At 72.0% G+C, this 22,524-nt stretch carries 18 protein-coding genes; 10 read left to right on the top strand and 8 right to left on the bottom strand.

Annotated elements, in window-relative coordinates; genetic code table 11:
• Window positions 1-357: 357 nt before the first annotated feature.
• Window positions 358-1,026, top strand: coding sequence for an alpha/beta hydrolase (locus WFI16_RS21630; protein WP_419899931.1), 669 nt, complete (start codon window positions 358-360; stop codon window positions 1,024-1,026).
• A 94-nt stretch (window positions 1,027-1,120) separates the two neighbouring features.
• Here the strand turns inward: WFI16_RS21630 and WFI16_RS21625 are convergent, their stop codons facing one another.
• Window positions 1,121-2,215, bottom strand: a complete 1,095-nt coding sequence (locus tag WFI16_RS21625) for an anhydro-N-acetylmuramic acid kinase (RefSeq protein ID WP_419900001.1) — start codon at window positions 2,213-2,215, stop codon at window positions 1,121-1,123.
• 69 nt (window positions 2,216-2,284) lie between these two features.
• Between WFI16_RS21625 and tyrS the strand changes: the two genes are divergently transcribed.
• Window positions 2,285-3,505, top strand: a complete 1,221-nt coding sequence (tyrS, locus tag WFI16_RS21620) for a tyrosine--tRNA ligase (RefSeq protein ID WP_419899930.1) — start codon at window positions 2,285-2,287, stop codon at window positions 3,503-3,505.
• On the top strand, window positions 3,505-3,978 hold the full coding sequence (locus WFI16_RS21615; RefSeq protein ID WP_419899929.1) for a DUF3574 domain-containing protein: 474 nt from the start codon (window positions 3,505-3,507) through the stop codon (window positions 3,976-3,978). Before tyrS ends, WFI16_RS21615 begins: the two co-directional genes overlap by 1 nt.
• A 16-nt stretch (window positions 3,979-3,994) precedes the next feature.
• Here the strand turns inward: WFI16_RS21615 and WFI16_RS21610 are convergent, their stop codons facing one another.
• A complete protein-coding gene (locus WFI16_RS21610; RefSeq protein ID WP_419899928.1) occupies window positions 3,995-7,210 on the bottom strand; it encodes a YhdP family protein in 3,216 nt (1,071 codons plus the stop codon).
• A gap of 17 nt (window positions 7,211-7,227) precedes the next feature.
• Between WFI16_RS21610 and WFI16_RS21605 the strand changes: the two genes are divergently transcribed.
• Together WFI16_RS21605 and bcp are read left to right on the top strand one after the other, a co-directional pair.
• Complete coding sequence (locus WFI16_RS21605; RefSeq protein ID WP_419899927.1) at window positions 7,228-10,188, top strand: bifunctional [glutamine synthetase] adenylyltransferase/[glutamine synthetase]-adenylyl-L-tyrosine phosphorylase; 2,961 nt, start codon at window positions 7,228-7,230, stop codon at window positions 10,186-10,188.
• On the top strand, window positions 10,185-10,652 hold the full coding sequence (bcp, locus tag WFI16_RS21600; protein WP_419899926.1) for a thioredoxin-dependent thiol peroxidase: 468 nt from the start codon (window positions 10,185-10,187) through the stop codon (window positions 10,650-10,652). Before WFI16_RS21605 ends, bcp begins: the two co-directional genes overlap by 4 nt.
• 19 nt (window positions 10,653-10,671) lie before the next feature.
• Here bcp and WFI16_RS21595 read toward each other — a convergent pair whose 3' ends face one another.
• On the bottom strand, window positions 10,672-11,250 hold the full coding sequence (locus tag WFI16_RS21595) for a YqaA family protein (RefSeq protein WP_419899925.1): 579 nt from the start codon (window positions 11,248-11,250) through the stop codon (window positions 10,672-10,674).
• 130 nt (window positions 11,251-11,380) lie between these two features.
• Here WFI16_RS21595 and WFI16_RS21590 point away from each other — a divergent pair, with 130 nt between their 5' ends.
• The 3 genes from WFI16_RS21590 to WFI16_RS21580 all read left to right on the top strand — a co-directional run bounded on the left by WFI16_RS21590 (window position 11,381) and on the right by WFI16_RS21580 (window position 14,048).
• Entirely contained in the window at window positions 11,381-12,616 is a 1,236-nt protein-coding gene (locus tag WFI16_RS21590) for an MFS transporter (RefSeq protein WP_419899924.1), read from the top strand.
• A gap of 102 nt (window positions 12,617-12,718) precedes the next feature.
• Window positions 12,719-13,054: an NIPSNAP family protein gene (locus WFI16_RS21585; protein WP_419899923.1), complete on the top strand. Its 336-nt coding sequence runs from the start codon at window positions 12,719-12,721 to the stop codon at window positions 13,052-13,054.
• A gap of 31 nt (window positions 13,055-13,085) precedes the next feature.
• The gene (locus WFI16_RS21580) at window positions 13,086-14,048 is read left to right on the top strand and encodes a tripartite tricarboxylate transporter substrate binding protein (protein WP_419899922.1); all 963 of its coding nucleotides are present in this window, start codon (window positions 13,086-13,088) and stop codon (window positions 14,046-14,048) included.
• Window positions 14,049-14,100: 52 nt separating this feature from the next.
• On the opposite strand, the gene WFI16_RS21575 is transcribed toward WFI16_RS21580, so the two are convergent.
• The 5 genes from WFI16_RS21575 to WFI16_RS21555 all read right to left on the bottom strand — a co-directional run bounded on the left by WFI16_RS21575 (window position 14,101) and on the right by WFI16_RS21555 (window position 20,141).
• Window positions 14,101-14,565 carry a GlcG/HbpS family heme-binding protein gene (locus WFI16_RS21575; RefSeq protein ID WP_419899921.1) on the bottom strand — a complete coding sequence of 155 codons (465 nt, stop codon included), beginning with the start codon at window positions 14,563-14,565 and terminating at the stop codon, window positions 14,101-14,103.
• 20 nt (window positions 14,566-14,585) lie between these two features.
• Window positions 14,586-16,934, bottom strand: coding sequence for a xanthine dehydrogenase family protein molybdopterin-binding subunit (locus WFI16_RS21570; protein WP_419899920.1), 2,349 nt, complete (start codon window positions 16,932-16,934; stop codon window positions 14,586-14,588).
• 231 nt (window positions 16,935-17,165) lie between these two features.
• On the bottom strand, window positions 17,166-17,567 hold the full coding sequence (locus tag WFI16_RS21565; protein ID WP_419899919.1) for a MarR family winged helix-turn-helix transcriptional regulator: 402 nt from the start codon (window positions 17,565-17,567) through the stop codon (window positions 17,166-17,168).
• A 102-nt stretch (window positions 17,568-17,669) separates the two neighbouring features.
• Window positions 17,670-19,088 carry a leucyl aminopeptidase family protein gene (locus WFI16_RS21560; RefSeq protein ID WP_419899918.1) on the bottom strand — a complete coding sequence of 473 codons (1,419 nt, stop codon included), beginning with the start codon at window positions 19,086-19,088 and terminating at the stop codon, window positions 17,670-17,672.
• A gap of 81 nt (window positions 19,089-19,169) precedes the next feature.
• The gene (locus tag WFI16_RS21555) at window positions 19,170-20,141 is read right to left on the bottom strand and encodes a Gfo/Idh/MocA family protein (RefSeq protein ID WP_419899917.1); all 972 of its coding nucleotides are present in this window, start codon (window positions 20,139-20,141) and stop codon (window positions 19,170-19,172) included.
• Window positions 20,142-20,291: 150 nt separating this feature from the next.
• On the opposite strand from WFI16_RS21555, the gene WFI16_RS21550 reads away from it, so the two are divergent.
• Together WFI16_RS21550 and recQ are read left to right on the top strand one after the other, a co-directional pair.
• A complete protein-coding gene (locus WFI16_RS21550; protein ID WP_419900000.1) occupies window positions 20,292-20,690 on the top strand; it encodes an OmpA family protein in 399 nt (132 codons plus the stop codon).
• A complete protein-coding gene (gene recQ, locus WFI16_RS21545; RefSeq protein ID WP_419899999.1) occupies window positions 20,687-22,522 on the top strand; it encodes a DNA helicase RecQ in 1,836 nt (611 codons plus the stop codon). The genes WFI16_RS21550 and recQ overlap by 4 nt, the downstream gene beginning before the upstream one ends.
• The last annotated feature ends 2 nt before the right edge of the window (window positions 22,523-22,524 follow it).

Here is a 22,524-nt window from a genome sequence, read left to right as displayed (position 1 = left end):
GGGCGTAACCACGCCAACAGGGGGGGCATGCCATAATCCGTTATGAAAGCGGCGCGCGCTTGCCTATATTGACCCTGTCGCGGGGAGCGGAGGCCTGCCCCGGGACGTCAAAGGCATGATGGGAGCCGGACTGCCGCGACATGGTGTCGCGAGGGACGAGGCTATTGATCCCGACCGATGGCGTCAACCATTCGGCCAGGACCAGCCCCTTCCCCTGCCCGCCCCTTTTCTTCCCGCCGGGGTCATGCCCCGAGGGTCATGCCCTGGCCGGCCCGGATGCCGCCGACGCGGTCGACTGGGCCTCATGGTTTCCCAACCGGGCGCTGCCGCGCCCACCGCACTGGATGCAAGGGGACGATGCCTGAAGTGATGTTTGCCGGGCCGGATGGCCGGCTTGAGGGTCGTTACCATCACGCGAAGCAGCCCAATGCCCCCGTGGCGCTGGTCCTGCATCCGCACCCGCTGCATGGCGGGACGATGAACAACCGGGTGGTCCACGCGCTGTACAAGCGCTTCGAAAACATGGGCTTTTCCACCCTGCGCTTCAATTTCCGCGGGGTCGGGCGCAGCCAGGGACGCTACGACGGCGGCATCGGCGAGATCTCGGACGCGGCCGCCGCGCTCGACTTCCTGCAGGCGGTCAATCCGAACGCCTCGATGCTCTGGGTGGCCGGCTATTCCTTCGGTTCCTATGTCGGCATGCAGCTGCTGATGCGCCGGCCGGAAATCGGCGGCTTCGTCAGCATCGCGGCGCCCGCCAGCCATTACGATTTCGGCTTCCTGGCGCCCTGCCCCTGCTCGGGGCTGATCCTGCACGGCGCCGAGGACGAGCTGGTGCCCGAGGCCTCGGTGCGCAAGCTGGTCGACAAGCTGAACACCCAGCGCGGCATCAAGATCGACTATCGCGTTCAGGAAGGCGCCGGCCATGTCTTCACGGCCGAGCAGACCGAGCGGGTCGCCGCGGCGGCCGAGGACCATGTGCACACCATGCTGAACCGTGCGCGGATGGCGATGGCGGCGGACTGACCCTTCGCTGGCAAGCCTGCCGAAAAGGGGCCGAGGGGCGATCGCCTCCCGGCCCCTTTCGCGTTCAGGCCCGGTTCATTCAAGCTGGGCTCATTCAGGCCGGGCTGAGCGTGACCAGCCGGCCGCCGGTCAGCGGCCGCGGCGCGCCGGTGGTGCCGGGGAAGGTCAAGGGCAGGCCATGGGCGACGCGGGCGGCGAGCACGCCGAAGGCCTGGGCCTCCAGCGCATCGCCATCCCAGCCGGCGACCTCGACGGGACGCACCGGCTCCGGCAGGGCACCGGCCAGCGCCCGCATCAGCGCCGGGTTGCGGCGCCCGCCCCCGGCGACCAGCCATTGCAGGGGCGGCTCGGGGAAATGCCGCCCGGCGGCGGCGACGGCGCAGGCGCAGAAGGCCACCAGCGTCGCCGCCCCATCCGCCGGCGACAGGCCGGACGCCCCGGCATCGCGCAGCGCCCGGTCGAAATCCAGCCGGTCGAGCGATTTCGGCGGCGGCGCCTGCAGATAGGGATGCGCCAGCAAATGGCCGAGCATCGCGCCATCCGGCTGGCCGGCCAGCGCCAGCCGCCCATCCTTGTCGTAATCGGCGCCGGTCGCCCGCCGCGCCCAGTCGTCGAGCGGCCCATTGGCCGGGCCGGTGTCGAAGGCGATCAGCCGGCCGTCACGGCCGATCCAGGTGACATTGCCGACACCGCCGAGGTTCAGGATTGCCAGCGGCTTGGGCAGCGCGGCGGCGAGCACCGCATGCACCACCGGCACCAGCGGCGCGCCCTGCCCGCCGGCGGCGACATCGGCGCTGCGGAAATCATGCGCGACCGCGATGCCGGTCAGCCGCGCCAGCAGCGCCGCATCGCCGATCTGCCAGGTGCGGCCCTCGCCCGGCTTCCCCGCCACCGGCCGGTGCAGGATGGTCTGCCCGTGGAAGCCCAGCAGATCGGCCTCCAGCCCCAGCTTCAGCACCGCCTCGGCATGGCGCTCGGTGACCCTGCGCTCGCAATCCTGCAGGAAGGGATCGTCGGGCAGCATGGCCTCGGCCAGGTCCAGCAGCTTGCGCAGGTCGCGGCGCAGCGCCGGGTCATAGGGCATGGTCAGGCTCGGCCCGATCCGCCCGATCCTCTCCCCGTCCGTCTCAACCCATGCGGCATCCACGCCATCCAGCGAGGTGCCACTCATCAGCCCGATGGTTCGCAGCATCCTCCTACTGTGCTAGGGCCGCAGTCCCGGGGGAAGTCCCCCCAGGGCCACAACTGGGCATTGGCGATGACCGACGAGTTTCTGCATGTCGCGCGCGAGCGTGGCTATATCCACCAGGTGACGGACGAGGCGGCGATGGCCGCCCGGATGAAGCAGGGCCCGCTTCCCGCCTATGTCGGCTTCGACTGCACGGCGGACAGCCTGCATGTCGGCCATCTGCTGTCGATCATGCTGCTGCGGCTGCTGCAGAAGACCGGCCATCGCCCGGTGGCCCTGCTCGGCGGCGGCACCACCAAGATCGGCGACCCCTCCTTCCGCGACGATGCCCGGCCACTGCTGAACGACGCGCAGATCGAGGTCAACAAGGCCGGCATCCGCCGCACCTTCGACGCCTTCCTCGACTTCGCGCCGGGCCGCGGCGCGATGATGCTCGACAATGCCGAGTGGCTCGACAAGCTGCTCTACATCCCCTTCCTGCGCGACATCGGCCGGCATTTCAGCGTCAACCGCATGCTGACCATGGACAGCGTCAAGCTGCGCCTGGACCGGGAGCAGCCGCTCTCCTTCCTCGAATTCAACTACATGCTGCTGCAGTCCTACGACTTCCTGGAGCTGCAGCGCCGGCACGGCGTCGGGCTGCAGATGGGCGGCTCCGACCAGTGGGGCAACATCATCATGGGGGTCGAGCTGAACCGGCGCTGCGACGGCGCCGAGGTCTTCGGCCTGACCACCCCGCTGCTGACCACCGCCTCGGGCACCAAGATGGGCAAGACCGCCGGCGGCGCGGTCTGGCTGAATCCCGACCGGCTGGCGGCCTATGACTACTGGCAGTTCTGGCGCAACACCGAGGATGCCGATGTCGGCCGCTTCCTGGCGCTGTTCACCGAGCTGCCGATGGACGAGGTCCGGCGCCTGGGCGCGCTGGCCGGCTCGGAGGTGAACGAGGCCAAGAAGGTGCTGGCCACCGAGGCCACCGCCCTGCTGCACGGCCGCGCGGCCGCCGAGCTCGCTGCCGAGACTGCCCGCCGCGCCTTCGAGGAAGGCCAGGCGGCGGACAGCCTGCCCAGCATCACCGCCAGCCTGCCGGCAGCGGTGATCGACCTGGCCGTGCAGGCCGGCTTCGCCGCCAGCAAGGGCGAGGCGCGGCGGCTGATCCGGCAGAACGGGCTGAAGCTGAACGACGCCGCGGTCAGCGACGAGGCCCAGGAAGTGACGGCGGCGGATCTGCGCGACGGTGCCGCCAAGCTCTCGGCCGGCCGCAAGCGCCATGTGCTGATCCGCCCCTGATGGCGTTCGGGCTGCCGCTGCGGCGCGGAAGGGCGCGGCGCGGCCGCCCGACAGTGCGATGTCAGGAAGGGGGTCCGGGCCTGCGGCTCGGCGCCCTGGCGCTCCTGCCGCTGCTGGTGGCCTGCAGCCCCTGCCCGCCCGGGCTGGCGCCGGCCAGCGTGGCCGAGCTGTTCTTCGGGCGCGGCCTGCCCGGCGGCGGCCTGGTGCCGGCCGCCGACTGGGACGATTTCCTGGCCGAGGTGGTCACCCCGGCTTTCCCGCAGGGGCTGACCGTCGAGGACAGCGTCGGCCAATGGCGCAGCGCCGATGGCCAGGTGGTCCGCGAAGCCAGCAAGCACCTGATGCTGCTGCTGCCCGGCACGGATGCCGCCGCCCTGGCCGAGCGCGTGGCGCCGCTCGCCCAGGCCTGGCGGCAGCGCCACCGCCAGGAGGCCGTGCTGCTGACGGTGCGCCAGGCCTGCGCCGCCTTCTGAGGCGGTGTCGGCGTCGCTACTGGGCCGGTCCCGGCGGCACGCTGCCCTGGTTGCCGCCGAAGATGCCGCGCAGGAAGCCGGGCGTCAGCGCCGCCAGCGGATTGACGCTGACCGCGGGATCCGCCGCCGGTCCGCGCATCCGCCAGGTCGCGGCGAAGAGGCCGCCACCCTGCTCCGGGCTGAACAGCCGCCCCAGCAGCGGGATCTGGCCCAGCAGCGAATTCAGCATATAGGCCGGCACGATGGTGCCCTCGAGGTCGATCGGCCCGGCATGGCGGGCGATGCTGCCCTTGGCGGTGACCCCGAGCGACGGCGAGAAGGCCCGGGCATCGCGCACCAGCAGGGCCTCCGGCGTCAGCGAGAACGGTGCCACCATGCGGGAGAAGCTGAGGCCGGTGCCGCGCACCGCGTCGAAGACGCCATAGACGGTCAGCGCCTGCAGCAGCTTGCCGGCGCCCTGCGCCTCCTGCACCGCGAAATCGGACATCTCGGCATTGCCGGTCAGCACGGCGCCGGGAAGGTTGCTGGCCCAGCGCCCGGTGACCGCCAGGCGGCCCCCTTCCAGCGTCTGCAGCACATCGAAGGCGCGCAGCAGGGCGCCGGCATTCGAGGCGTTCAGCCGCAGATCCCGCGCATTGCCGACCGGGGTGACGGTGATGTCGAAGCCGCCATTGGCGCCACCGGCCTGGCCGGTGACCCGCGCCTCGCGCCAGACGCCGCGCGCATCGGCCGCCGCCCGTCCCTGCACCGCGGTCAGCGCGCGGCCCTCGCCCAGCAATACCCGGTCGAAATGGCCTTCGACGCTGATTGGCGGGCCTTCGGCCGCGGCGGCGCCGGGGCGCTCGGGCTCGGCCAGGCTGGGGCCGAGATCCATCACCGGGCCGGAGGCGCGGAACCGCCAGGGCCCGCCGGCGGTGGCCGGCGGCCGCGCCTCGGCGGTCAGCCGGCTCTGCTGCAACCGCAGCTCCGACAGATCGATCCGCTCCACCCGGCTGGCGCCGGCAAAGGCCACCTGCCCGCGGGCGAAGAGCCCCGGCGCCTCGACCTGGAAGCTTTCCACCGCGCGCAGCGCCTCGCCGGCGACCCGCAGCTCGGCCTGGGCGCTGGCCGGCACGCCGGGCGGCTTGCTCCAGGCGAAGGGCGAGACACTCATGCGGCTGGCGCCCAGATCGCCGGTCAGCCCGACCCGCGTCTCGCCGTTGCGGCGCTTCTCCATCACCGCCTGCACGCCCACCGGCCCGGCCACGAAGCCTTCGAGGTCGAGGCCGAACTCGGCGATGCGGGCGGCATCCGGGCGGGCCTCGGCGCGGATCCGTTCGACCACCTGGTTGGCCGCGCCGGGGCGGAAATCCATCTCCACCTCCAGCCGCGTCGGGATGCCCGAAAGCTGCGCATTGCCGCTGGCGCGCAGCCGGCTGTTGTCGACGCTGAGCTCCGCCGTGCCGCGCTCGAGCCGCTTGCCCATCACCACGTCGGCCAGCCGCATCTGGGTGATGCGCGCCTGCACCGCCACCTTCAGCACCTCGGAAGGGATGTCCTCCAGCAGCGGAAAGGCCAGGTGCAGCGTGCCTTCCAGCTGGCCGCCGGGCTCCTTCAGGTCCAGCGGGCGGCGCTCGAACAGCTTCAGTCGCGGATGGCGGATCAGCGCCACCAGGTCGGGCACCGGGCCGCGCAGCCGCGCCTCGATCTCGGCCTGTTCCTGGGCGGTGTCGAGGGCATGGAAGCGGATGGTGGCGCCGGGGCTGGTCAGGGCGGTGCCGGACTGCCGGGCCTGCTCCACCTGGATGCTGATCTCGGGCAGGCTGAACCGCGCGGTCGCGTTGATGCCCTCGAGCGGCGCCATCGGCCGCAACCAGTGCACCGTGGCCCCCTCGGCGCGCAGCGTCCCGTCCAGCTGGGTCACGGCGAAGCCGGCGAGATCGGCGCCCGCCTCCGCCTGCAGCGAGAAGCGGCCGTCGCGCAGCGTGCCGCCGGTCAGGTTCTCGACGATCCAGTGGCGGGCATTGGCGACGACGCCCTGCGGCCAGTAGGCGCCGAGATCGGCCGCCTGCAGCTGGTCGAGGGTGAATTGCAGCCCGGCACGCCAGCGATGGTCGCGCAGCGCCGCCTGGCCATGCGCCTCCAGCACCGGCGGGCTGGTCTGGCTGCCGGTTTCCCGGGCGATCGGCGGCAGCTCCAGCCGCAGCCGCTGCAGCGTCAGCGCCGTCGGCGTGCCTTCCGCCTGCAGCAGCAGGGCGGCGAAGCCGGTGCGCTGGCCGTTCAGCGTCACCCCTCCCGGCCCGGCCGCCAGCCGCAGCGACACTTCGGGCGCCGCCTGCGGGTTGCGGCCGTCGAAGCGGCCGGCGAGATCCAGCGTCGCGCGGCCATCGACCAGGCGCAGCGGCGCCAGCGCCGGCAGCAGCGCGGCGATCCGCGCCGGCTCGAGGTTGGGCAGCGACAGGCTGCCCTCGAAGACCGGCCCCTCGCCCTGGGCGCTGCCCGCGAGATGCACCGGCAGCACATTGCCCGGGCCCGGCAGCACCAGTTCGGCGCTGCCCTGGCCGGAGAGGCCGTTGCCGCCCGGCAGGCGACGCAGCCGCAGCGCCACGCGCTGCAGCCGCCAGGTGATGTCCAGCTGGCGGTCGAGCACGGTGAGCTGCGCCTCGGTGATCTCGACCTCGCGCAGCGCGGCGAAGGGGCTGGCCGGATCCCGGTTGCCGATCAGGTCGGACAGCACGTCGCCGCCGCCGGACTGGTCGGCGGCCGGATCCTCGATCGGCGGCCCCGCCACATCGCCCGGCAGGGCCGGCGCGGTGATGCGACCCATCGCCAGGCTGATGCCGCCCTGGGCGTCGCGTTCCAGCAGGATGCTCGGCCGCTCTACCGCGATGCGCAGCAGGGTGACCTGGCCGCGCAGCAGCCGCCCCGGCGCCAGGCTGACCCGGGCATCCGGCAGTACCTGGCGCAGCGAGCCGGCGGCGTCGCGCAGCTGAACATCCGACAGCCGCAGCTCCAGCGGCGAGCCGGTGCCCTGGCGGAAACCCGCCCAGGCGATGGCGACGTCACCGACGGTCAGGCCCGGCTCGACATTCAGCCTTTCGACCATGCGGGCGAGCACCGGCAGGTGCAGCGGCCCCTGCGACAGCCGCCAGGCGAGGGCACCGGCGCCCAGCCCGGCGATGAGCGCCAGGCCGATCAGCAGCCGGCCGAGCCAGCCGCAGAAACGCAGGGCTTGACCGCCTACCCCCGGCATGGATTGGCTTCTCCATCATGTCCGCCAGCACCCTGCCCGCCGCCCTGCCCACCCCCTTCGACCGCGACGCCGCCAGCCGGCTGATCGAGGCCTTCGGCCAGCGGGGCGCCGCCGAACGCAGCTTCGCCGAGAGCCCCGCCGGCGGCGCGCTGCTCGGTGCGCTGGGCGGCCACAGCCCCTATCTGGCGGAGCTCGCCGAGCGCGAGAGCGCCACCCTGCTGCGCTTTGCCGAGCGCGGGCCGGACGAGGCCTTCGCGCTTGCCCTCGACCCGCTGGGCCGCGCCGATCCGGATGCGGCGCGTCCCGCGGTCGCCGGCCTGCTGCGCCAGGCCAAGCGGCAGGCGGCGCTGCTGATCGCGGCGGCCGATCTCTCCGGCCAGTGGCCGCTGGACCGCGTCACCGGCGCGCTCTCGGCGCTGGCCGAGGCGGCCATCGACTATGCCTGCGCGCATCTGCTGCGCGAGGCGGCGGCGCGCGGCGAGCTGCGGCTGCCGCGCGGCGGCGCCCGCGACCCGAAGGGCGTCGCGCGCGGCTCCGGCCTGGTGGTGCTGGGGATGGGCAAGCTCGGCGGCGGCGAGCTGAACTATTCCTCGGATATCGACCTCATGGTGCTCTACGACCCGCTGGCCGCCGCCATCGAGGCGGAACGGGCGGGCAGCATCTATGTCCGGATCGCCCGCGACCTGGTCAAGCTCATGGAGGAGCGCACCGCCGGCGGCTATGTCTTCCGCACCGACCTGCGGCTGCGGCCAGACCCGGCGGCGACGCCGCTGGCGGTCGGCATCCCCACCGCCATCTCCTATTACGAATCGATGGGGCAGAACTGGGAACGGGCGGCGATGATCAAGGCCCGGCCGGTCGGCGGCGACCGCGCGCTGGGCGACAGCTTCCTGACCGAGATCCGCCCCTTCGTCTGGCGCCGCCACCTCGATTTCGCGATGATCGCCGACATCCACGCCATCAAGCGGCAGATCCATGCGGCGCATGGCGGGCGCGGCGCGCATGCCCAGGTGCAGGTGGCCGGCCATGACGTGAAGCTCGGCCGCGGTGGCATCCGCGAGATCGAGTTCACCACCCAGGTGCTGCAGCTGATCTGGGCCGGGCGCGATCCGGGACTGCGCGACCCGACCACCCTGGGGGCGCTGGCCGCCCTGGCCGGCGCCGGCCGCATCGACCGCCGGGCGGCAGCCGACCTGGCCGATGCCTATGTCTTCCTGCGCGATGTCGAGCACCGGCTGCAGATGGTCGCCGACCGGCAGACCCAGCGCCTGCCGGAAGACCCGGAGGGCCTGGCGCGCATCGCCAGCTTCATGGGCTTCGCCGACACGGCGGAATTCGCCGCCCGCCTGACCGGCCATCTGAACCGGGTGGAGCAGCATTACGCGCAGATGTTCGAGCGCGAGCCGGCGCTTGGCCTGCCGACCGGCGAGGAGGCCGGGCCGCGGCTGCGCTTCGCCGGCACGCGCGACGATCCCGAGACGCTGGCCGCGCTGGGGGAGATGGGCTTCGCCAGCCCGGCCAGCATCGCCGCCATGATCCGCGGCTGGCTGCACGGCCGGCCGCGCGCCACCCGCAGCGAGCGGGCGCGGGAACTGCTGACCCTGCTGATGCCGGCGCTGCTGGCCGCCTTCGCCCGCCAGCGCGAACCCGATGCGGCGCTGGCGCGCTTCGACGCGGTGCTGACCCAGATGCCGGCCGGCGTGCATATGTTCTCCCTGTTCCAGCGCAACCCGGCGCTGCTGCAACGGGTCGCCGGCATTCTGGGCGCGGCGCCCGCCCTCGCCAACCATCTCGCGCTCAACCCCGCCTCGCTGGAAGGGTTGCTGGCCGGCAGCGGGCCGGGCGGCGCCGCCGCGGTGCTGCCGGCGCTGCTGAAGGAGGCGCGCCACTTCGAGGAGGCGCTGGACGGCGCCCGCCGCCTCGTCACCGAGGGCAAGTTCGAGATCGACGCCGCCGGGCTGGAGGCGGTCATCGATGCCGATGCCGCCGGCGCCGCGCGCAGCGACCTGGCCGATGCCGCCATTGCCGCCCTGCTGCCGCATGTGACCAGCGAGTTTGTCGGCCGCTTCGGCAAGGTCAAGGGCGGCGCGCTCGCCGTGGTGGCGCTGGGCAAGCTGGGCGGACAGGAGATGCTGCCGGGCTCCGACCTCGACCTCGTGCTGATCTACGACCATCCCGAGGCGGTCGCCGAGAGCGCCGGCGGGCCGCGCAGCCTGCCGGTCAGCACCTATTACGGCCGGCTGGCGCAGCAGATGGTCGCCGCCATCACCGCGCCGGGCGCCGAGGGCAAGCTCTACGAGGTCGACATGCGGCTGCGCCCGACCGGCAACAAGGGGCCGGTCGCCACCTCGCTCTCCTCCTTCCTGCGCTACCATGCCGAGGATGCCTGGACCTGGGAGAGGATGGCGCTGACCCGGGCGCGCTGCGTCGCCGGCCCGCCCGGGCTGCGCCGCCGCATCGCCAGCGCGGTGAAGAACGCCATCGTCAGCCATGCCGGCGAAGACGCCATCACCGATGCGGTGGCCATGCGCGGCCGGATGCTGCGCGAGCTGCCGGGCGACGGCCCCTGGGACATCAAGGCCATGCCGGGCGGCATGATCGAGGTGGAGTTCATCGCCCAGGCGCTGCAGCTCGCCCATGCCAAACGCCACCCGGGCATCCTGGCGCCGACCACCCGGCTCGCCTTGGGCAAGCTCGGCCGCGCCGGGCTGCTGCCGAAGGAGGAGGCGGAGCTGCTGATCGGCGCCGACCGGCTGTGGCGGACCATGCTCGGGCTGCTGCGGCTGACGCTCGGCCCCTGGAAGCAGGAGGCGCTGCCCGCCGCCACCGCCGCGGCGATGCTGCGGGCAACCGCGCCATTGCTCGGCCAGGCGGCGGTTGACGTCACGGCCTTGCGCCAGCAGATGCGTGAACAGGCTGGCCAGGTGCGCGCCATCTTCGAGCGCCGCCTGGGGCCCCTGAGCGGAGGATCAGCATGAGCATCGCCGAAGGCGCCGAGGCGCCGGATTTCGACCTGCCCACCAGCGGCGGCGGCCGCGTCTCCCTGGCGGCGCTGAAGGGCGCGCCCTTCGTGCTGTATTTCTACCCCAAGGCCGACACCCCCGGCTGCACCACCGAGGCCTGCGACTTCCAGGAGGCGCTGCCGGCGCTGGGCGCCACCGGCGTCACGGTGATCGGCGTCTCGCCCGACCCGATGGGCCCGATCGAGAAATTTGCCAGGAAGCACAAGCTGACCTTCCCGCTGGCCTCGGATGCGGAGAAGCAGGCGGCCGAGGCCTATGGCACCTGGGTCGAGAAGTCGATGTACGGCAAGACCTACATGGGCATGGAGCGGGCGACCTTCCTGATCGACGCGCAAGGCAAGGTCGCGCGAATCTGGCGCAAGGTGAAGGTGCCGGGCCATGCCAGGGCGGTGACGGAGGCGGTGGCCGCGCTGGGCTGACGCCCGGCGGCCGCGCGCCTCAGAGCAGCTTCAGCGCCGCGAAGCCGGCGACGATGCCAAGCGCCACCAGCGTGGTGATCAGGGTCAGCCGCTTCTCGACGAAGGCGCGCACCGGCGAGCCGTAGCGCTGCAGCAGGGCCGCCAGCAGGAAGAAGCGCAGGCCGCGCGTGACGATGCTGGCGACCAGGAAGATCCAGGGATCGAAGGCGGCGGCGCCGGCGGCGATGGTGACGATCTTGTAGGGGATCGGCGTCAGCCCCTTGATCAGGATCACCGCCGCGCCCCAGCGGTCGAACCAGGCGCGGAAGGTCTCCAGCGCCTGGGCATGGCCATAGGCGGTCAGGATCGGCTGGGCCAGCGCCTCGAACAGGAAGTAGCCGATGCCGTAGCCGACCAGCCCGCCCACGACCGAGGCGATGGTGCAGATGGCGGCGTAGCGCCAGGCGCGCTCGGGCCGCGCCAGGCACATCGGCAGCAGCATGGCGTCGGGCGGGATCGGGAAGACGCTGCTCTCCGCGAAGGAGACCACGGCCAGCCAGCGCTCGGCATGGCGGTGAGCGGCGAGTCGGAGGACGCGGTCGTAGAGGGCGCGGAGCATGCGCCCCCTTCCCATGCTTTCGGCGGGGGGACAATGGCCGGCGCCATGCACCGCGTGACCTTGCCTCGCCGCGGCGGGCTCCGCATTCTCCTGGCCCGCGCGGGCCTTCGCGCGGCTGGAGGAAATCCGCATGGCCGCCCCGCCCCCCTCGCCCGCCGCCCCCGGCTGGCGCCTCTCGCCCATGATGATCCTGGTCATCGGCGCCGTGCTGACGGCGGCGCTGGCCATGGGGCTGCGGCAGTCCTTCGGCCTGTTTCTGGCGCCGATGACCGCCGCCAATGGCTGGAGCGCCAGCGGCTTCGCGCTGGCCATCGCGCTGCAGGTGCTGGTCAACGGCATCTCGCAGCCGATCTGCGGGCAGCTTGCCGACCGGCTGGGCGGGCGTGTGGTGATCATGGGCGGCGCCGCGCTCTATGCGCTGGGCACGCTGGGCATGGCGCTGTCCGACGGGCTGCCGCTGTTCACCTTCTTCGCCGGGCTGGTGATGGGCGTCGCCGTCTCCGCGGCCGGCATGCCGGTGATCATGGCCAGCATGACGCGGCTGCTGCCGGAGAGCCAGCGCGGCCGGGCGACCGGGCTCGGCACCGCCGGCTCCTCCTTCGGGCAGTTCCTGGTGGTGCCGCTGGCCGGACTCGGCATCGCCGGCTTCGGCTGGCAGGGCGCGCTGTTCCTGATGGCCGGCGCGGCGCTGCTGATGATCCCGCTGGCCTTGCCGCTGCAGGACCGGCCGGCGCCGCCGGTGCTGCAGCACGGCCAGGTCGAGGAGAGCGCCGGCGCCACGGTGAAGCGGGCGCTGCGCAGCACCTCCTTCTGGTGCCTGTTCTTCGGCTTCTTCGTCTGCGGCCTGCATGTCAGCTTCCTCTCGGTGCACCTGCCCGGCTTCGTCGCCAGCTGCCACCTGCCGAGCTTCGTCGGCGCCGGCGCCATCAGCCTGATCGGGCTGTTCAACGTGGTGGGCTCCCTGGTCTCCGGCGAGCTGACCCAGAAATGGCGGCGGCGGGAGCTGCTGGTGCTGATCTATGGCAGCCGCGCCGTGCTGATGGCGGTGTTCTTCGTGGCGCCGAAGACGACGGCGACGGTGCTGGCCTTCTCCGCGGTGATGGGCGTGCTGTGGCTATCCACCGTGCCGCCGACGGTCGCGCTCTGCGCCCGCAACTTCGGCACGCGCTGGCTGGCGACGATCTTCGGCATGGTCTTCCTGGGCCATCAGGTCGGCGGCTTCACCGGCGCCTATCTGGGCGGCGTGGTCTTCGACCGCACCGGCAGCTACGACCTGATGTGGATCATCGGCATCCTGGCCGCCATCTTCGCGGCGCTGGTCCATCTGCCGATCCGCGACCCGCGGCCGGTGCCGGCCGCCGCCTGACCGCCCCCGCCTGACCACCCCCGGCGGGCCGTTCCACGTGCGGGACGGCTTGCCGGGCAGCGCGACGCTGCCCATGCTGGCCTCCTCCAGGGAGGATCCATCATGCTGCTCGACCATCGCACCTACATCTGCCGTCCGGGGACGCTGAAGAAGCACCTCGCGCTCTACGAGGCCTATGGCAAGGTGCCCCAGACCAAGCATCTCGGCCAGCCGGTCGCCTTCCTGACCACGGAAAGCGGCAATGTGAACACCTATGTGCATATCTGGGCCTATGCCGACGCGGCCGACCGCGCCACCAAGCGCGCCGCCATGCAGGCCGATCCCGACTGGATCGCCTATCTCGAGAAGAGCGCCGAGGCCGGCTACCTCGAATTCCAGGAGAACCGGCTGATGCTGCCGGTGGGCTTCATGCCGCCCCCCGTCCGCGCCGGCGGCTGAGCCGGCCAGGCCGCGGGAGGAAACAACAACAATGTCCAGGATCGCGAAGGCCGGGCGCTGCCTGGCCGCGCTGGCCGCCGCGCTCGGCCTGACGGCTGGCGCCACCGCGCAGGAGGCCTATCCGAGCCGCACCATCCAGATGGTCGTGCCCTATCCGCCGGGCGGCAACACCGACCTGATGGCGCGGGCACTGCAGACGGAATTGTCGAAGGCGCTGTCGCAGACGGTGGTGATCGTCAACCGCGGCGGCGCAGCGGGGGCGATCGGCGATGCCGAGCTGGCCCGGGCCCGGCCCGACGGCTACACGATCGGGCTGTCGCCGAACAATCCGCTGACCGCGCAGCCGCATCTGCAGCAGCTGAGCTATGGCGTCGACAGCTTCCGCTACATTTGCCTGGTCTATGACAATCCGCAGGTGCTGGTGGGCGGGCGCAACGCGCCGTTCAACGACATGGCGGGCATGCTGAAGACCGCGCGCAGCGGGGAGGAGGCGCTGGTCTTCGGCACGCCGGGCCAGGGCAGCACGCAGCACATCCTGCTGGCCGCGCTGCTGCGGCTGGCGAAGACCGACGGGCTGCACGTGCCCTTCACCGGCGCCGGCCCGATGGCCCAGGCGGCGATGGGCGGGCAGATCATGGCCTTCGTCGAAAGCCCGTCGATCCCGGCCGCCACCGGCCTGCCGGTGCTGGCGGTGTTCGGCGCCAACCGGCTGGCCAACCTGCCGCAGGTGCCGACGACGCAGGAGCTGGGGCTGCCGGTGCTGGGCACCTCGGCGGGCGGGCTGGTGGCGCCGGCCGGCCTGCCCGATGCGGCCGCCAGGGTGCTGGAACAGGCCTGCGAGACGGCGGTGAAGAGCGACGGCTTCCGCGTGGCGGCGGAGCGCCTGAACAGTGTCCCCGCCTTCCTGTCGGGCCGCGCCTTCCAGGAGCGTTTCCAGGCCGAAAGCCGCGACACGCAGCGGCTGCTGCAGGAGCTCGGCCTCGGCAGGCAATAGACAGAAAAAAGATGGGGTCCGGGGGAAATTCCTTCCCCCGGCCTTTCTTCCGTTACTCGGGATCCCCCGTATCCGCGACCAGCCCGACCGCCTCGATCCCGGCGACGGCGCAGACCTCGTCCTTGTCCGAGGCATCGCCCGAGATGCCGACCGCGCCGAGCACGGTCCCCTGTGCATCGCGCACCAGCACGCCACCGGGAACCGGCACCGCCCGACCACCGCAGAGGTCGGAGAAGGCGTTCATGAAGCCCGGCATCTTGGCCGAGCGCCGCGCGAGCTCCCGCCCGCCGAAGCCGAGCGCCATGGCACCGAAGGCCTTACCGGTCGCGATCTCGGGGCGGAGCAGGCTGGCGCCGTCCTCGCGCAGCAGCAGCTTCGGCTGCGCGGCCTGGTCGAGCACCACCACGGTCAGCGGCGCGAGGCCGAGCTCGCGGCCCTTGGCCAGGGCGACCTCGCCGATGCGGGAGGCGAGGGCGAGGCTGATCCCGGGGGCGAAGCCGATCGGCGGATTGGGCATTCCTGCTTCCTTATCGTTTGTCAGGCGGGGTTGAGGGCGCGCCAGATGACCTCGGGCGTCGCCGGCATGTCGACATGGGTGACGCCGCGGACCGCGAGCGCATCGACCACGGCGTTCATCACCGCGGGCAGCGAGCCGGCGCAGCCCGCCTCGCCGCAGCCCTTGGCGCCGAGCGGGTTGGTCCTGGCCGGCACCGCGTGGCTGGCGAAGTGGAAGCTCGGCACGTCGGAAGCGCGCGGCAGGGCGTAGTCGGAATAGGAGCCCGACAGGAGCTGGCCATCCTCACTGTAGGAGACGCGCTCCATCAGCGCCTGGCCGATGCCCTGGACGATGCCGCCATGCGCCTGGCCCTGCACCATCAGCGGATTCACGATGGTGCCGAAGTCGTTGACCGTGACGTAGCGGTCGAAATGCACCGTGCCGGTCTCGGGATCGATCTCGACCTCGGCGATGTGGCAGCCATTGGGGAAGGCCATCGGCGCTTCCTGGAAGACGTGCTGCACGTCGAGGCTGTCGGGCACGCCCTCCGGCAGACCGGTCGCCTGGCGCAGGCGGGCGGCGAGGTCCATCAGGCCGATGCTGCGGTCGGTGCCGGCGATCAGGAAGCGGGCGCCGCCCTCGGCATGCGGCTCGAAATCCAGATCGGTCTCGGCGGCTTCCAGCAGATGGGCGGCCGCCGCGCGCGCCTTCTCCACCACCTTGGCGGAGGCCTCGATGATGGCGGCGCCGGAAGCCATCAGCGACTTGGAGCCGCCGGTGCCGCCGCCGGCGATCAGCTGGTCGGAATCGCCCTGCAGCAGGCGGATGCGGTCGAAGGGCACGCCGAGGCTCTGGTGCAGCACCTGGGCGAAGGGCGTCCAGTGGCCCTGGCCGTAATCGAGGGTGCCGGTGATGATGGTGACGCTGCCATCGGCCTCGAAGCGGATGCCGCCCATCTCCTTGGCCGGCGGCGCGGTGCATTCGAGGAAATTGCCGACGCCGCGGCCGCGCAGCAGGCCCCGCGCCGCGCTGGCGGCCTTGCGGGCCGCATAGCCTTCCCAATCGGCTTCCTGCATGGCGCGCTCCAGCAGGGCCGAGAATTCGCCACTGTCATACTTCGTGCCGGAGGCGGCGGCGTAGGGCAGCTGATCGGGGCGGATATGGTTGCGGCGGCGCAGCTCGATCGGGTCGATGCCTATCTCGGCGGCAGCGGTCTCGATCAACCGCTCCATGAAGTAGTTGCCCTCGGGGCGGCCGGCGCCGCGATAGGCGGCGATCGGCGTGGTGTTGGTCACCAGGCAGCGGGTGGCGACCTCGATCAGTGGCGTGGCGTAGTTGCTCTGCACGTTGCGCACGAAGTTCATCGTGCCCATCAGCGGGCCGACATTGGCGAGATAGCCGCCCATGTTGGCGAAGCTGGTCAGGCGGACGGCGAGGAAGCGGCCCTCGGCATCGAGGGCCAGCGCCGCCTCGACCTCGTGGTCGCGGCCATGCATGTCGGAGAGGAAGCTGCCGGTGCGCTCATCGGTCCACTTGACCGGACGGCCGAGCTGCTTCGCCGCGTGCAGCAGGCAGATGTATTCGGGATAGGCCGAGGCCTTCATGCCGAAGCTGCCGCCGACATGGCCGGTCAGCACATGCACCTTCTCGACCGGCACCTTCAGCAGGTCGTTGGCCAGCTGGGCGCGCAGGCCGAAGACGCCCTGGCAGCCGACATTCAGCGTGTAGCGGCCGCTTTCCGCATCGTATTCGCCGATCGCGCTGCGCGGTTCCATGGCGCAGACGACGATGCGGTTGTTGCGCAGCGACAGCCGGGAGACATGGGCGGCGCCGGCGAAGGCGGCCTCCACCTTGGCGGCGTCGCCGAAATGGAAGTCCAGCACCTGGTTGCCGGGCAGATGATCGTAGAGCTGCGGCGCATCGGCGGCGGCGGCGGCCGAGGCCTCGGTCACCGCCGGCAGCGGGTCGATGTCGGGCAGGACCGCCTCCGCGCCGTCGCGCGCCGCCTCGCGCGTCTCGGCGATGACGCAGGCGATCGGGTCGCCGACGAAGCGGACCTTGTCGAGCGCCAGCGCCGGCCGCTCGATATTGGCCAGGCCCTGCAGCGGCAGGGTGCAGCGGAAGGTGCCGTAGCCGGCGTCCTGCAGATCCTGGCCGGTATAGACGGCGACGACGCCCGGCACCTCACGCGCCGCGCTGGTGTCGATGCTTCGGAGCACGCCATGCGCATAGGGGCTGCGGACGATGACGCACCAGAGCTGGCCGGGCTTCTGCAGATCGTCGGTGTAGCGCCCCTGCCCCTGCAGCAGGATCGGATCTTCCTGACGGGGAACCGGCTGGCCGATGCCGAATTTCAGGCGGGTAGGATCGAGCGGCAGGGAATCGGGCATGGCAGGACACTCCGGGGCAGCGGAAAGCGTGTCAGCCAGCCTATAAGCATCCGCCGCATGTGGCGACCCCCGCCAGCCGCCGTCCCGCGGGCGGCGCCGGATACCACATCATTTCTTGGAAAAAATGGAAAAGGCCCATCGCCGTCGGGCGATGGGCCTTTCTTCGCCATGACCATCAACCCTGCCGGGGTTGTAGATCACTCTCCGCCACGACCGGGCGGCAAGGATCGTTCAGCCGGCGCGGCGCGCGGCGTTCTCGGTGTTGGCCGGGACGGAGGGCGCCACGGTGCGCGCGGCGTTGTCGGCCTCGACCATGATCGAGCGGATTTCGCGCAGGAAGGTCGCGCCCTTGACGGTGCGCTGCACCAGCACGCTGCGGCGATCCTGCGGATCCGTCTTGCGCCGCGCCAGATCAAGCTCGCCCAGGCGGTCGAGCGCGCGGGTGATGGCCGGCTTCGAGACGTTCAGCGCGGCTGCCAGGCCCCGCACGGTGTGCGGCCCTTCCCCCATATAGACGGTCAGGAACACGCCCAGCTGACGGGCCGACAGGTCGTGCCCGTCGCGCCGCACCAAAGCGACCACCGTATCCCGCAGGATGCCAATCAGTTGATCGGGAGCGTTGTGTACGGGCATTTGGGGTGCATTCCCTTAGCAGAACGGGTCCGGCGACGCTCAAGGGCCGCCGGAAAGGTGAAGAAGAAGGCCAGCTACAACGCTGGCGAGCAGCATGCCGTCTTATTTGGTATGACGCGGTGCAGGTTTCGATACGGCCGCGGGACCTTTATCACCAGAGATCAGTTTCTCTAGGCCGACATGCAAGGCCCGCATCGCTTGTGCTTCGCCGCCTTCTGGCCGGCCAGGACGCGCGACATCGTTCCATGCATACAGATCAAGATGAGACCATCGGATATGCTCCGGAACAAATTTCCGCAAAAACAGCGCAGCAACGACTGCACCCGCCATTGGACGCGCGGCGACGTTGTTAATATCCGCGACCGAACTGTCGAGCCACGAAGCGTAACCGTCATGCAACGGCATCCGCCACATCGGATCCGCAACCTGCAGGCCTGCGGCGAGCAGGCTGTCGGCCATGCTGTCATCATTCGAGAACAGCGCCGGAAGATCGGGGCCCAGGGCCTGGCGTGCCGCGCCGGTCAGCGTGGCAGCATCGATCATCCAGGCGGGTTCCTGCTCGCCGGCATATCGTAACAGGTCGGCCAGGACCAGCCGACCTTCTGCGTCGGTATTGCCGATCTCGACGGCAAGACCCGCGCGGGTGCGGATGACGTCGGAGGGGCGGAAGGCCCGGTCCGAAATGGAATTCTCCACGCAGCCGACCGCCAGCAGCAGCCGGACCGGCAGGTCCAGCGTCATGATCAGCTCCGCCAGCCCGATCAGGATGGCAGCCCCGCCCATGTCCTTCTTCATGCGCCGCATGCCTTCGGCGCTCTTCAGGTCGAGGCCGCCGGTGTCGAAGACGACGCCCTTGCCGCACAGCGCCACCAGCGGATCGCCCTCCCGGCCCCAGCGCAAAAGGGCGACGCGGGGCGCGCGATGACTGCCCGCCCCCACCGCGGCGATCGCCGGAAAGCCTTCCGCCAGGGCAGGACCCTCGACGATCTCGACCTCCGCCTGATGCGTCTTGCCGATCGCCGTGACCGCGGCGGCCAGCTCCTCCGGCCCCAGATCGGCGGCCGGCGTGTTGATCAGGTCGCGGACCCGCCAAGCGGCCCGGGCGGTGGCAAGGGCCCTCCCCTGCTCGCCCTTAAGTTGCAGACGCGCCGGCCGTCGCGCCGCACTGCGGTAGCGGGTGAACCGGTAGGCGCCGAGGCACCAGCCCAGCGCCACCGCCTCCTCGCGCCCGGTCTCCTCCAGATGCCAGAGACTGTCTTCCGGCAGGCTGAAGGCCAGGCTGCCATAGGGCCAGGGCGAGGCCCCGACCGCCCTCGCCGCGCCGAGACCGAGCACCGCGCCGGCCAGCCCCCCGGGGCCTGGCAGCAGCCGGAGCTCGCCGGCCTTCGCCGTGAAGCCGCTGGCTTCGAGGAAGCCGGCCTGGTCGGCGGCGCGCTGCCGCAGGAATCCAGGCAAGTCTGCGGCCGCCACCAGATGCAGCGGCAGGGAGGCGGCGGCAGGATCGGTCTCGACGGGCAGCATCAGGCGGCTTTCATCAGGCCAGAGGATGATGAGGCGGACGTGGGTCCGCCCCCCGCAGCCTGATAACGCCGCTGCGAAGATTTAGCTTCGCAGGATGCCTTCAACAATTTGTTGCACTTCCAGCGCCTCGCGCAGCGTGGCGAGGCCGGCCGCGGTGTCGCCGCCGGTCAGCGCCGCCAGCTTCTGCATCTGGCCGCGCAGCACCATCGGCCGCATGGCTTCGTTGGGCAGGGCGTCCGGCGCCGGGCGCCAGACGCCATCCGCCTCCAGCCGCTCGGCGAAGGACCAGTTGCGCAGGCGGATGCTGCCCGCCTCGCCGGTCAGCACCCAGCTGTTCGCCTCGTCCTCGACGATGCGGCCGACGCTGCCCGACAGCGTGACCGGCACGCCGCCGGCGCGCAGCTCGGCCTCGATGCCGATCTCGGCCAGGTCGCCCTCCGGATAGGTGACCGAGGCGGAGACCAGCTCGATCGGCCCGAGCTGGCGGCGGGTCAGGAACAGGAAGTGGGAGACGACCTCCCGGGTGAAGCCGCCCTCGGCGCGGCGCGCCAGCCAGCCGGCGGCGCCGTGCTGCCAGCCGCGCGGCCAGCGGCCGAAATCGGTGCGGATGGCCAGCGAGCGCGGCGCCCCGACCGCGCCCGCCGCGCGCCAGGCCTCGAGCTGGGCCACCGCCGGCGAGGAGGCCATCGGGAAATTCACCCCGGCCCGGGCGCCGCTCGCCTCCGCCTCGGCGACGAAGGCGGCCGCCTCCGCCAGGTCGGTGGCCAGCGGCTTCTCCAGCAGCACGGCGCGGCCGGCGGCCAGGGCGGCGCGGGCCAGCGGAATATGCGCGGCCGGCGGCGCGGCGATGTAGAGCGCATCGCAGGACTCGATCACCGCCGCCGCATCGGCCAGCACCGGCACGCCCGAGGCCAGCGTGGCCAGCCGCCCGGCCACCGCCGGCTGCGGATCCCAGACGCCGGAGAGGCGCACCTGCGGATGCGGGAAGGCGGTGGCGACCAGCCTTTCCCCCATGATGCCGAAACCCACGATACCGAGCGCGATCTGGGCCATCAGCCCCTCTCCCCCAAGCAGATGCATCCGGCGGGCGCTTTAGGCCCGGCGGGTGCGGCTGGCCAGACCTGCATCGCCGCCGGGCCGGTTGACGCGGCGGGCCGCACCGCGCATCCATGCCGCCTTCCCTTTGCACTGGAGACGACGCGCATGCGCCGCGTGTTCCTGATGGGCCTGACTGCCCTGCCGCTGCTGGCAGGCTGCGCCATGACCCCGCCCACGGCCCTGCCGGCCGCGGTGGTCTTCTTCACCGAGGACAGCGCCGCGCTGGACCCGGCGGCGCAGGGCGTGGTGGGCGACGTGGCCCGCCAGGCGGCGGCGCAGCCCGAGGCGCCGGTCACCGTGCTGGGCTTCGCCGACCCGGATGGCGGTCGCGCCTACAACCGCGCCCTCTCCGCCGCCCGGGCCGAGAATGTCGCGGAAGCGCTGCGCCAGGCCGGCGTTGCGCCCGCCCGCATCCGCACCACCCCGCGCGGCCCCGTGCCCTTCGAGATGATGCCGCTCGAGAGCCGGCGGGTGGAGATCCGCATCGGACAGGTGGCACCATAACCTTTATCGATCCCCAGTCGGAGCAGGACCCGCTCGAGGTCCTGCACCGCGTCTTCGGTCATTCCGCCTTCCGCGGCCTGCAGGAGGAGGTGATCCGCCACAGCGTGGCGGGCGGCTCCGGCCTGGTGCTGATGCCGACCGGCGGCGGCAAGAGCCTGTGCTTCCAGGTGCCGGCGCTGTGCCGGCCGGGGCTCGGCGTCGTCGTCTCGCCGCTGATCGCGCTGATGGAGGACCAGGTGGCGGCGCTGCGGCAGCAGGATGTCGCCGCCGCCGCGCTGCATTCCGAGCTCGACCCCGACGAGGCGCGGGCGGTCTGGCGCGACCTGAATGCCGGCCAGCTGAAGCTGCTCTACGTCTCGCCCGAGCGGCTAACCAACGAGGGCACCCTGGCCCGGCTGGACGAGATGCGCATCGCGCTCTTCGCCATCGACGAGGCGCATTGCGTCAGCCAGTGGGGCCACCACTTCCGGCCCGAATACCGCGCCCTGCCGATGCTGGCCGAGCGCTTCCCGGCGGTGCCGCGGCTGGCGCTGACGGCGACCGCCGATCCGCGCACGGTGCAGGACATCCAGCGGCAGCTGGGGCTGGAGGACAGCCCGCTCTTCCGCGCCAGCTTCGACCGGCCGAACATCCTGATCGGCGCGCTGGCGCGCGACCAGGAGCGCGGCCAGCTGCGCAGCTTCATCAAGCGCGCCGGCGACAGCAGCGGCGCCGGGCTGATCTATTGCGGCACCCGGCGCAAGGCGGAGCAGACCGCCGAATGGCTGCGCGCCGATGGCCAGGACGCGCTGGTCTTCCATGCCGGGCTGGAGCCGGCCGAGAAGCGCGAGGCGCATCGCCGCTTCGCCCGCGGCGACGCCGTGGTGATGGCGGCGACCATCGCCTTCGGCATGGGCATCGACCGGCCCGACGTCCGCTACGTTGCCCATACCGACCTGCCGAAGAGCCCGGAGAGCTGGTACCAGGAGATCGGCCGCGCCGGCCGCGACGGCTTGCCGGCCGAGGCACTGCTGCTCTACGGCGCCGGCGACATCGCGCTCGCCCGCCACCGCATCCAGGAGAGCGGCGCCAGCGACGAGCAGAAGCGGGTCGAGCGGCAGCGGCTGGACGCCATGGTCTCGATCGCCGAGGCCTCCACCTGCCGCCGCCAGATTCTTTTGCGATGTTTCGGCGAGGCGGCGCCGGACCCTTGCGGCCGCTGCGACATCTGTCTTCATCCGCCCAAGCTGTTCGACGGCACGGTGCCCGCGCAGAAGCTGCTCTCGGCGGTGCTGCGGACCGGGCGGCGCTTCGGCGCGGGCCATGTGATCGACGTGCTGCTCGGCAAGACGACGCCGAAGGTCACGCAGTTCGGGCATGACCAGCTGCCCACCTTCGGCGTCGGCCGCGACCTGCCGGAATCCGCCTGGAAGGGCATCGCCCGCCAGCTGGTGGCCCAGGGCGCGCTGGACGTGGTGGTCGAGAACCATGGCGAGCTGGTGCCGACCGATGCCGCCCGGCCGATCCTGAGGGGCGAGCAGCAGGTGATGCTGCGCGAGGAGCTGGTCTCCCCCCTCACCCCGGCCGGGCGCAGCCGGGCGCGGCCCGCCCTGCCGGCGCTGGGCAATGCCTCGGCCGATCCGGTCTTCGCCGCGCTGCGCGACTGGCGGCGCAAGACGGCGGCGGCCCAGGGCGTGCCGTCCTATGTCATCTTCCAGGACCGGACGCTGGCCGAGATCGCCTCCGCCCTGCCGGCCGACCTGGATGCGCTGGGGCAGATCTCGGGCGTCGGCGCCACCAAGCTGGAGCGCTACGGCGACGCGGTGCTGCGCGTTTTGCGAGAGTGCGAATGACT

It is taken from the genome of Roseomonas sp. USHLN139 (assembly GCF_037145735.1).
In the GTDB taxonomy this organism is placed as follows: domain Bacteria; phylum Pseudomonadota; class Alphaproteobacteria; order Acetobacterales; family Acetobacteraceae; genus Pseudoroseomonas.
Note: the sequence above shows the minus strand (reverse complement) of the source record. Positions and strands in the feature narration are given on the sequence as shown.

Bases quoted from the DNA above. Each gene is read 5' to 3' on its own strand.
- WFI16_RS21575 (WP_419899921.1), bottom strand. From the start codon at position 14,565: ATGCCCAATCCGCCGATCGGCTTCGCCCCCGGGATCAGCCTCGCCCTC.
- WFI16_RS21595 (WP_419899925.1), bottom strand. From the start codon at position 11,250: ATGCTCCGCGCCCTCTACGACCGCGTCCTCCGACTCGCCGCTCACCGC.
- WFI16_RS21580 (WP_419899922.1), top strand. From the start codon at position 13,086: ATGTCCAGGATCGCGAAGGCCGGGCGCTGCCTGGCCGCGCTGGCCGCC.
- WFI16_RS21605 (WP_419899927.1), top strand. From the start codon at position 7,228: ATGTCCGCCAGCACCCTGCCCGCCGCCCTGCCCACCCCCTTCGACCGC.
- WFI16_RS21610 (WP_419899928.1), bottom strand. From the start codon at position 7,210: ATGCCGGGGGTAGGCGGTCAAGCCCTGCGTTTCTGCGGCTGGCTCGGC.
- bcp (WP_419899926.1), top strand. From the start codon at position 10,185: ATGAGCATCGCCGAAGGCGCCGAGGCGCCGGATTTCGACCTGCCCACC.
- WFI16_RS21570 (WP_419899920.1), bottom strand. From the start codon at position 16,934: ATGCCCGATTCCCTGCCGCTCGATCCTACCCGCCTGAAATTCGGCATC.
- WFI16_RS21630 (WP_419899931.1), top strand. From the start codon at position 358: ATGCCTGAAGTGATGTTTGCCGGGCCGGATGGCCGGCTTGAGGGTCGT.
- WFI16_RS21590 (WP_419899924.1), top strand. From the start codon at position 11,381: ATGGCCGCCCCGCCCCCCTCGCCCGCCGCCCCCGGCTGGCGCCTCTCG.
- tyrS (WP_419899930.1), top strand. From the start codon at position 2,285: ATGACCGACGAGTTTCTGCATGTCGCGCGCGAGCGTGGCTATATCCAC.
- WFI16_RS21565 (WP_419899919.1), bottom strand. From the start codon at position 17,567: ATGCCCGTACACAACGCTCCCGATCAACTGATTGGCATCCTGCGGGAT.
- WFI16_RS21560 (WP_419899918.1), bottom strand. From the start codon at position 19,088: ATGCTGCCCGTCGAGACCGATCCTGCCGCCGCCTCCCTGCCGCTGCAT.
- WFI16_RS21555 (WP_419899917.1), bottom strand. From the start codon at position 20,141: ATGGCCCAGATCGCGCTCGGTATCGTGGGTTTCGGCATCATGGGGGAA.
- WFI16_RS21615 (WP_419899929.1), top strand. From the start codon at position 3,505: ATGGCGTTCGGGCTGCCGCTGCGGCGCGGAAGGGCGCGGCGCGGCCGC.
- WFI16_RS21585 (WP_419899923.1), top strand. From the start codon at position 12,719: ATGCTGCTCGACCATCGCACCTACATCTGCCGTCCGGGGACGCTGAAG.
- WFI16_RS21550 (WP_419900000.1), top strand. From the start codon at position 20,292: ATGCGCCGCGTGTTCCTGATGGGCCTGACTGCCCTGCCGCTGCTGGCA.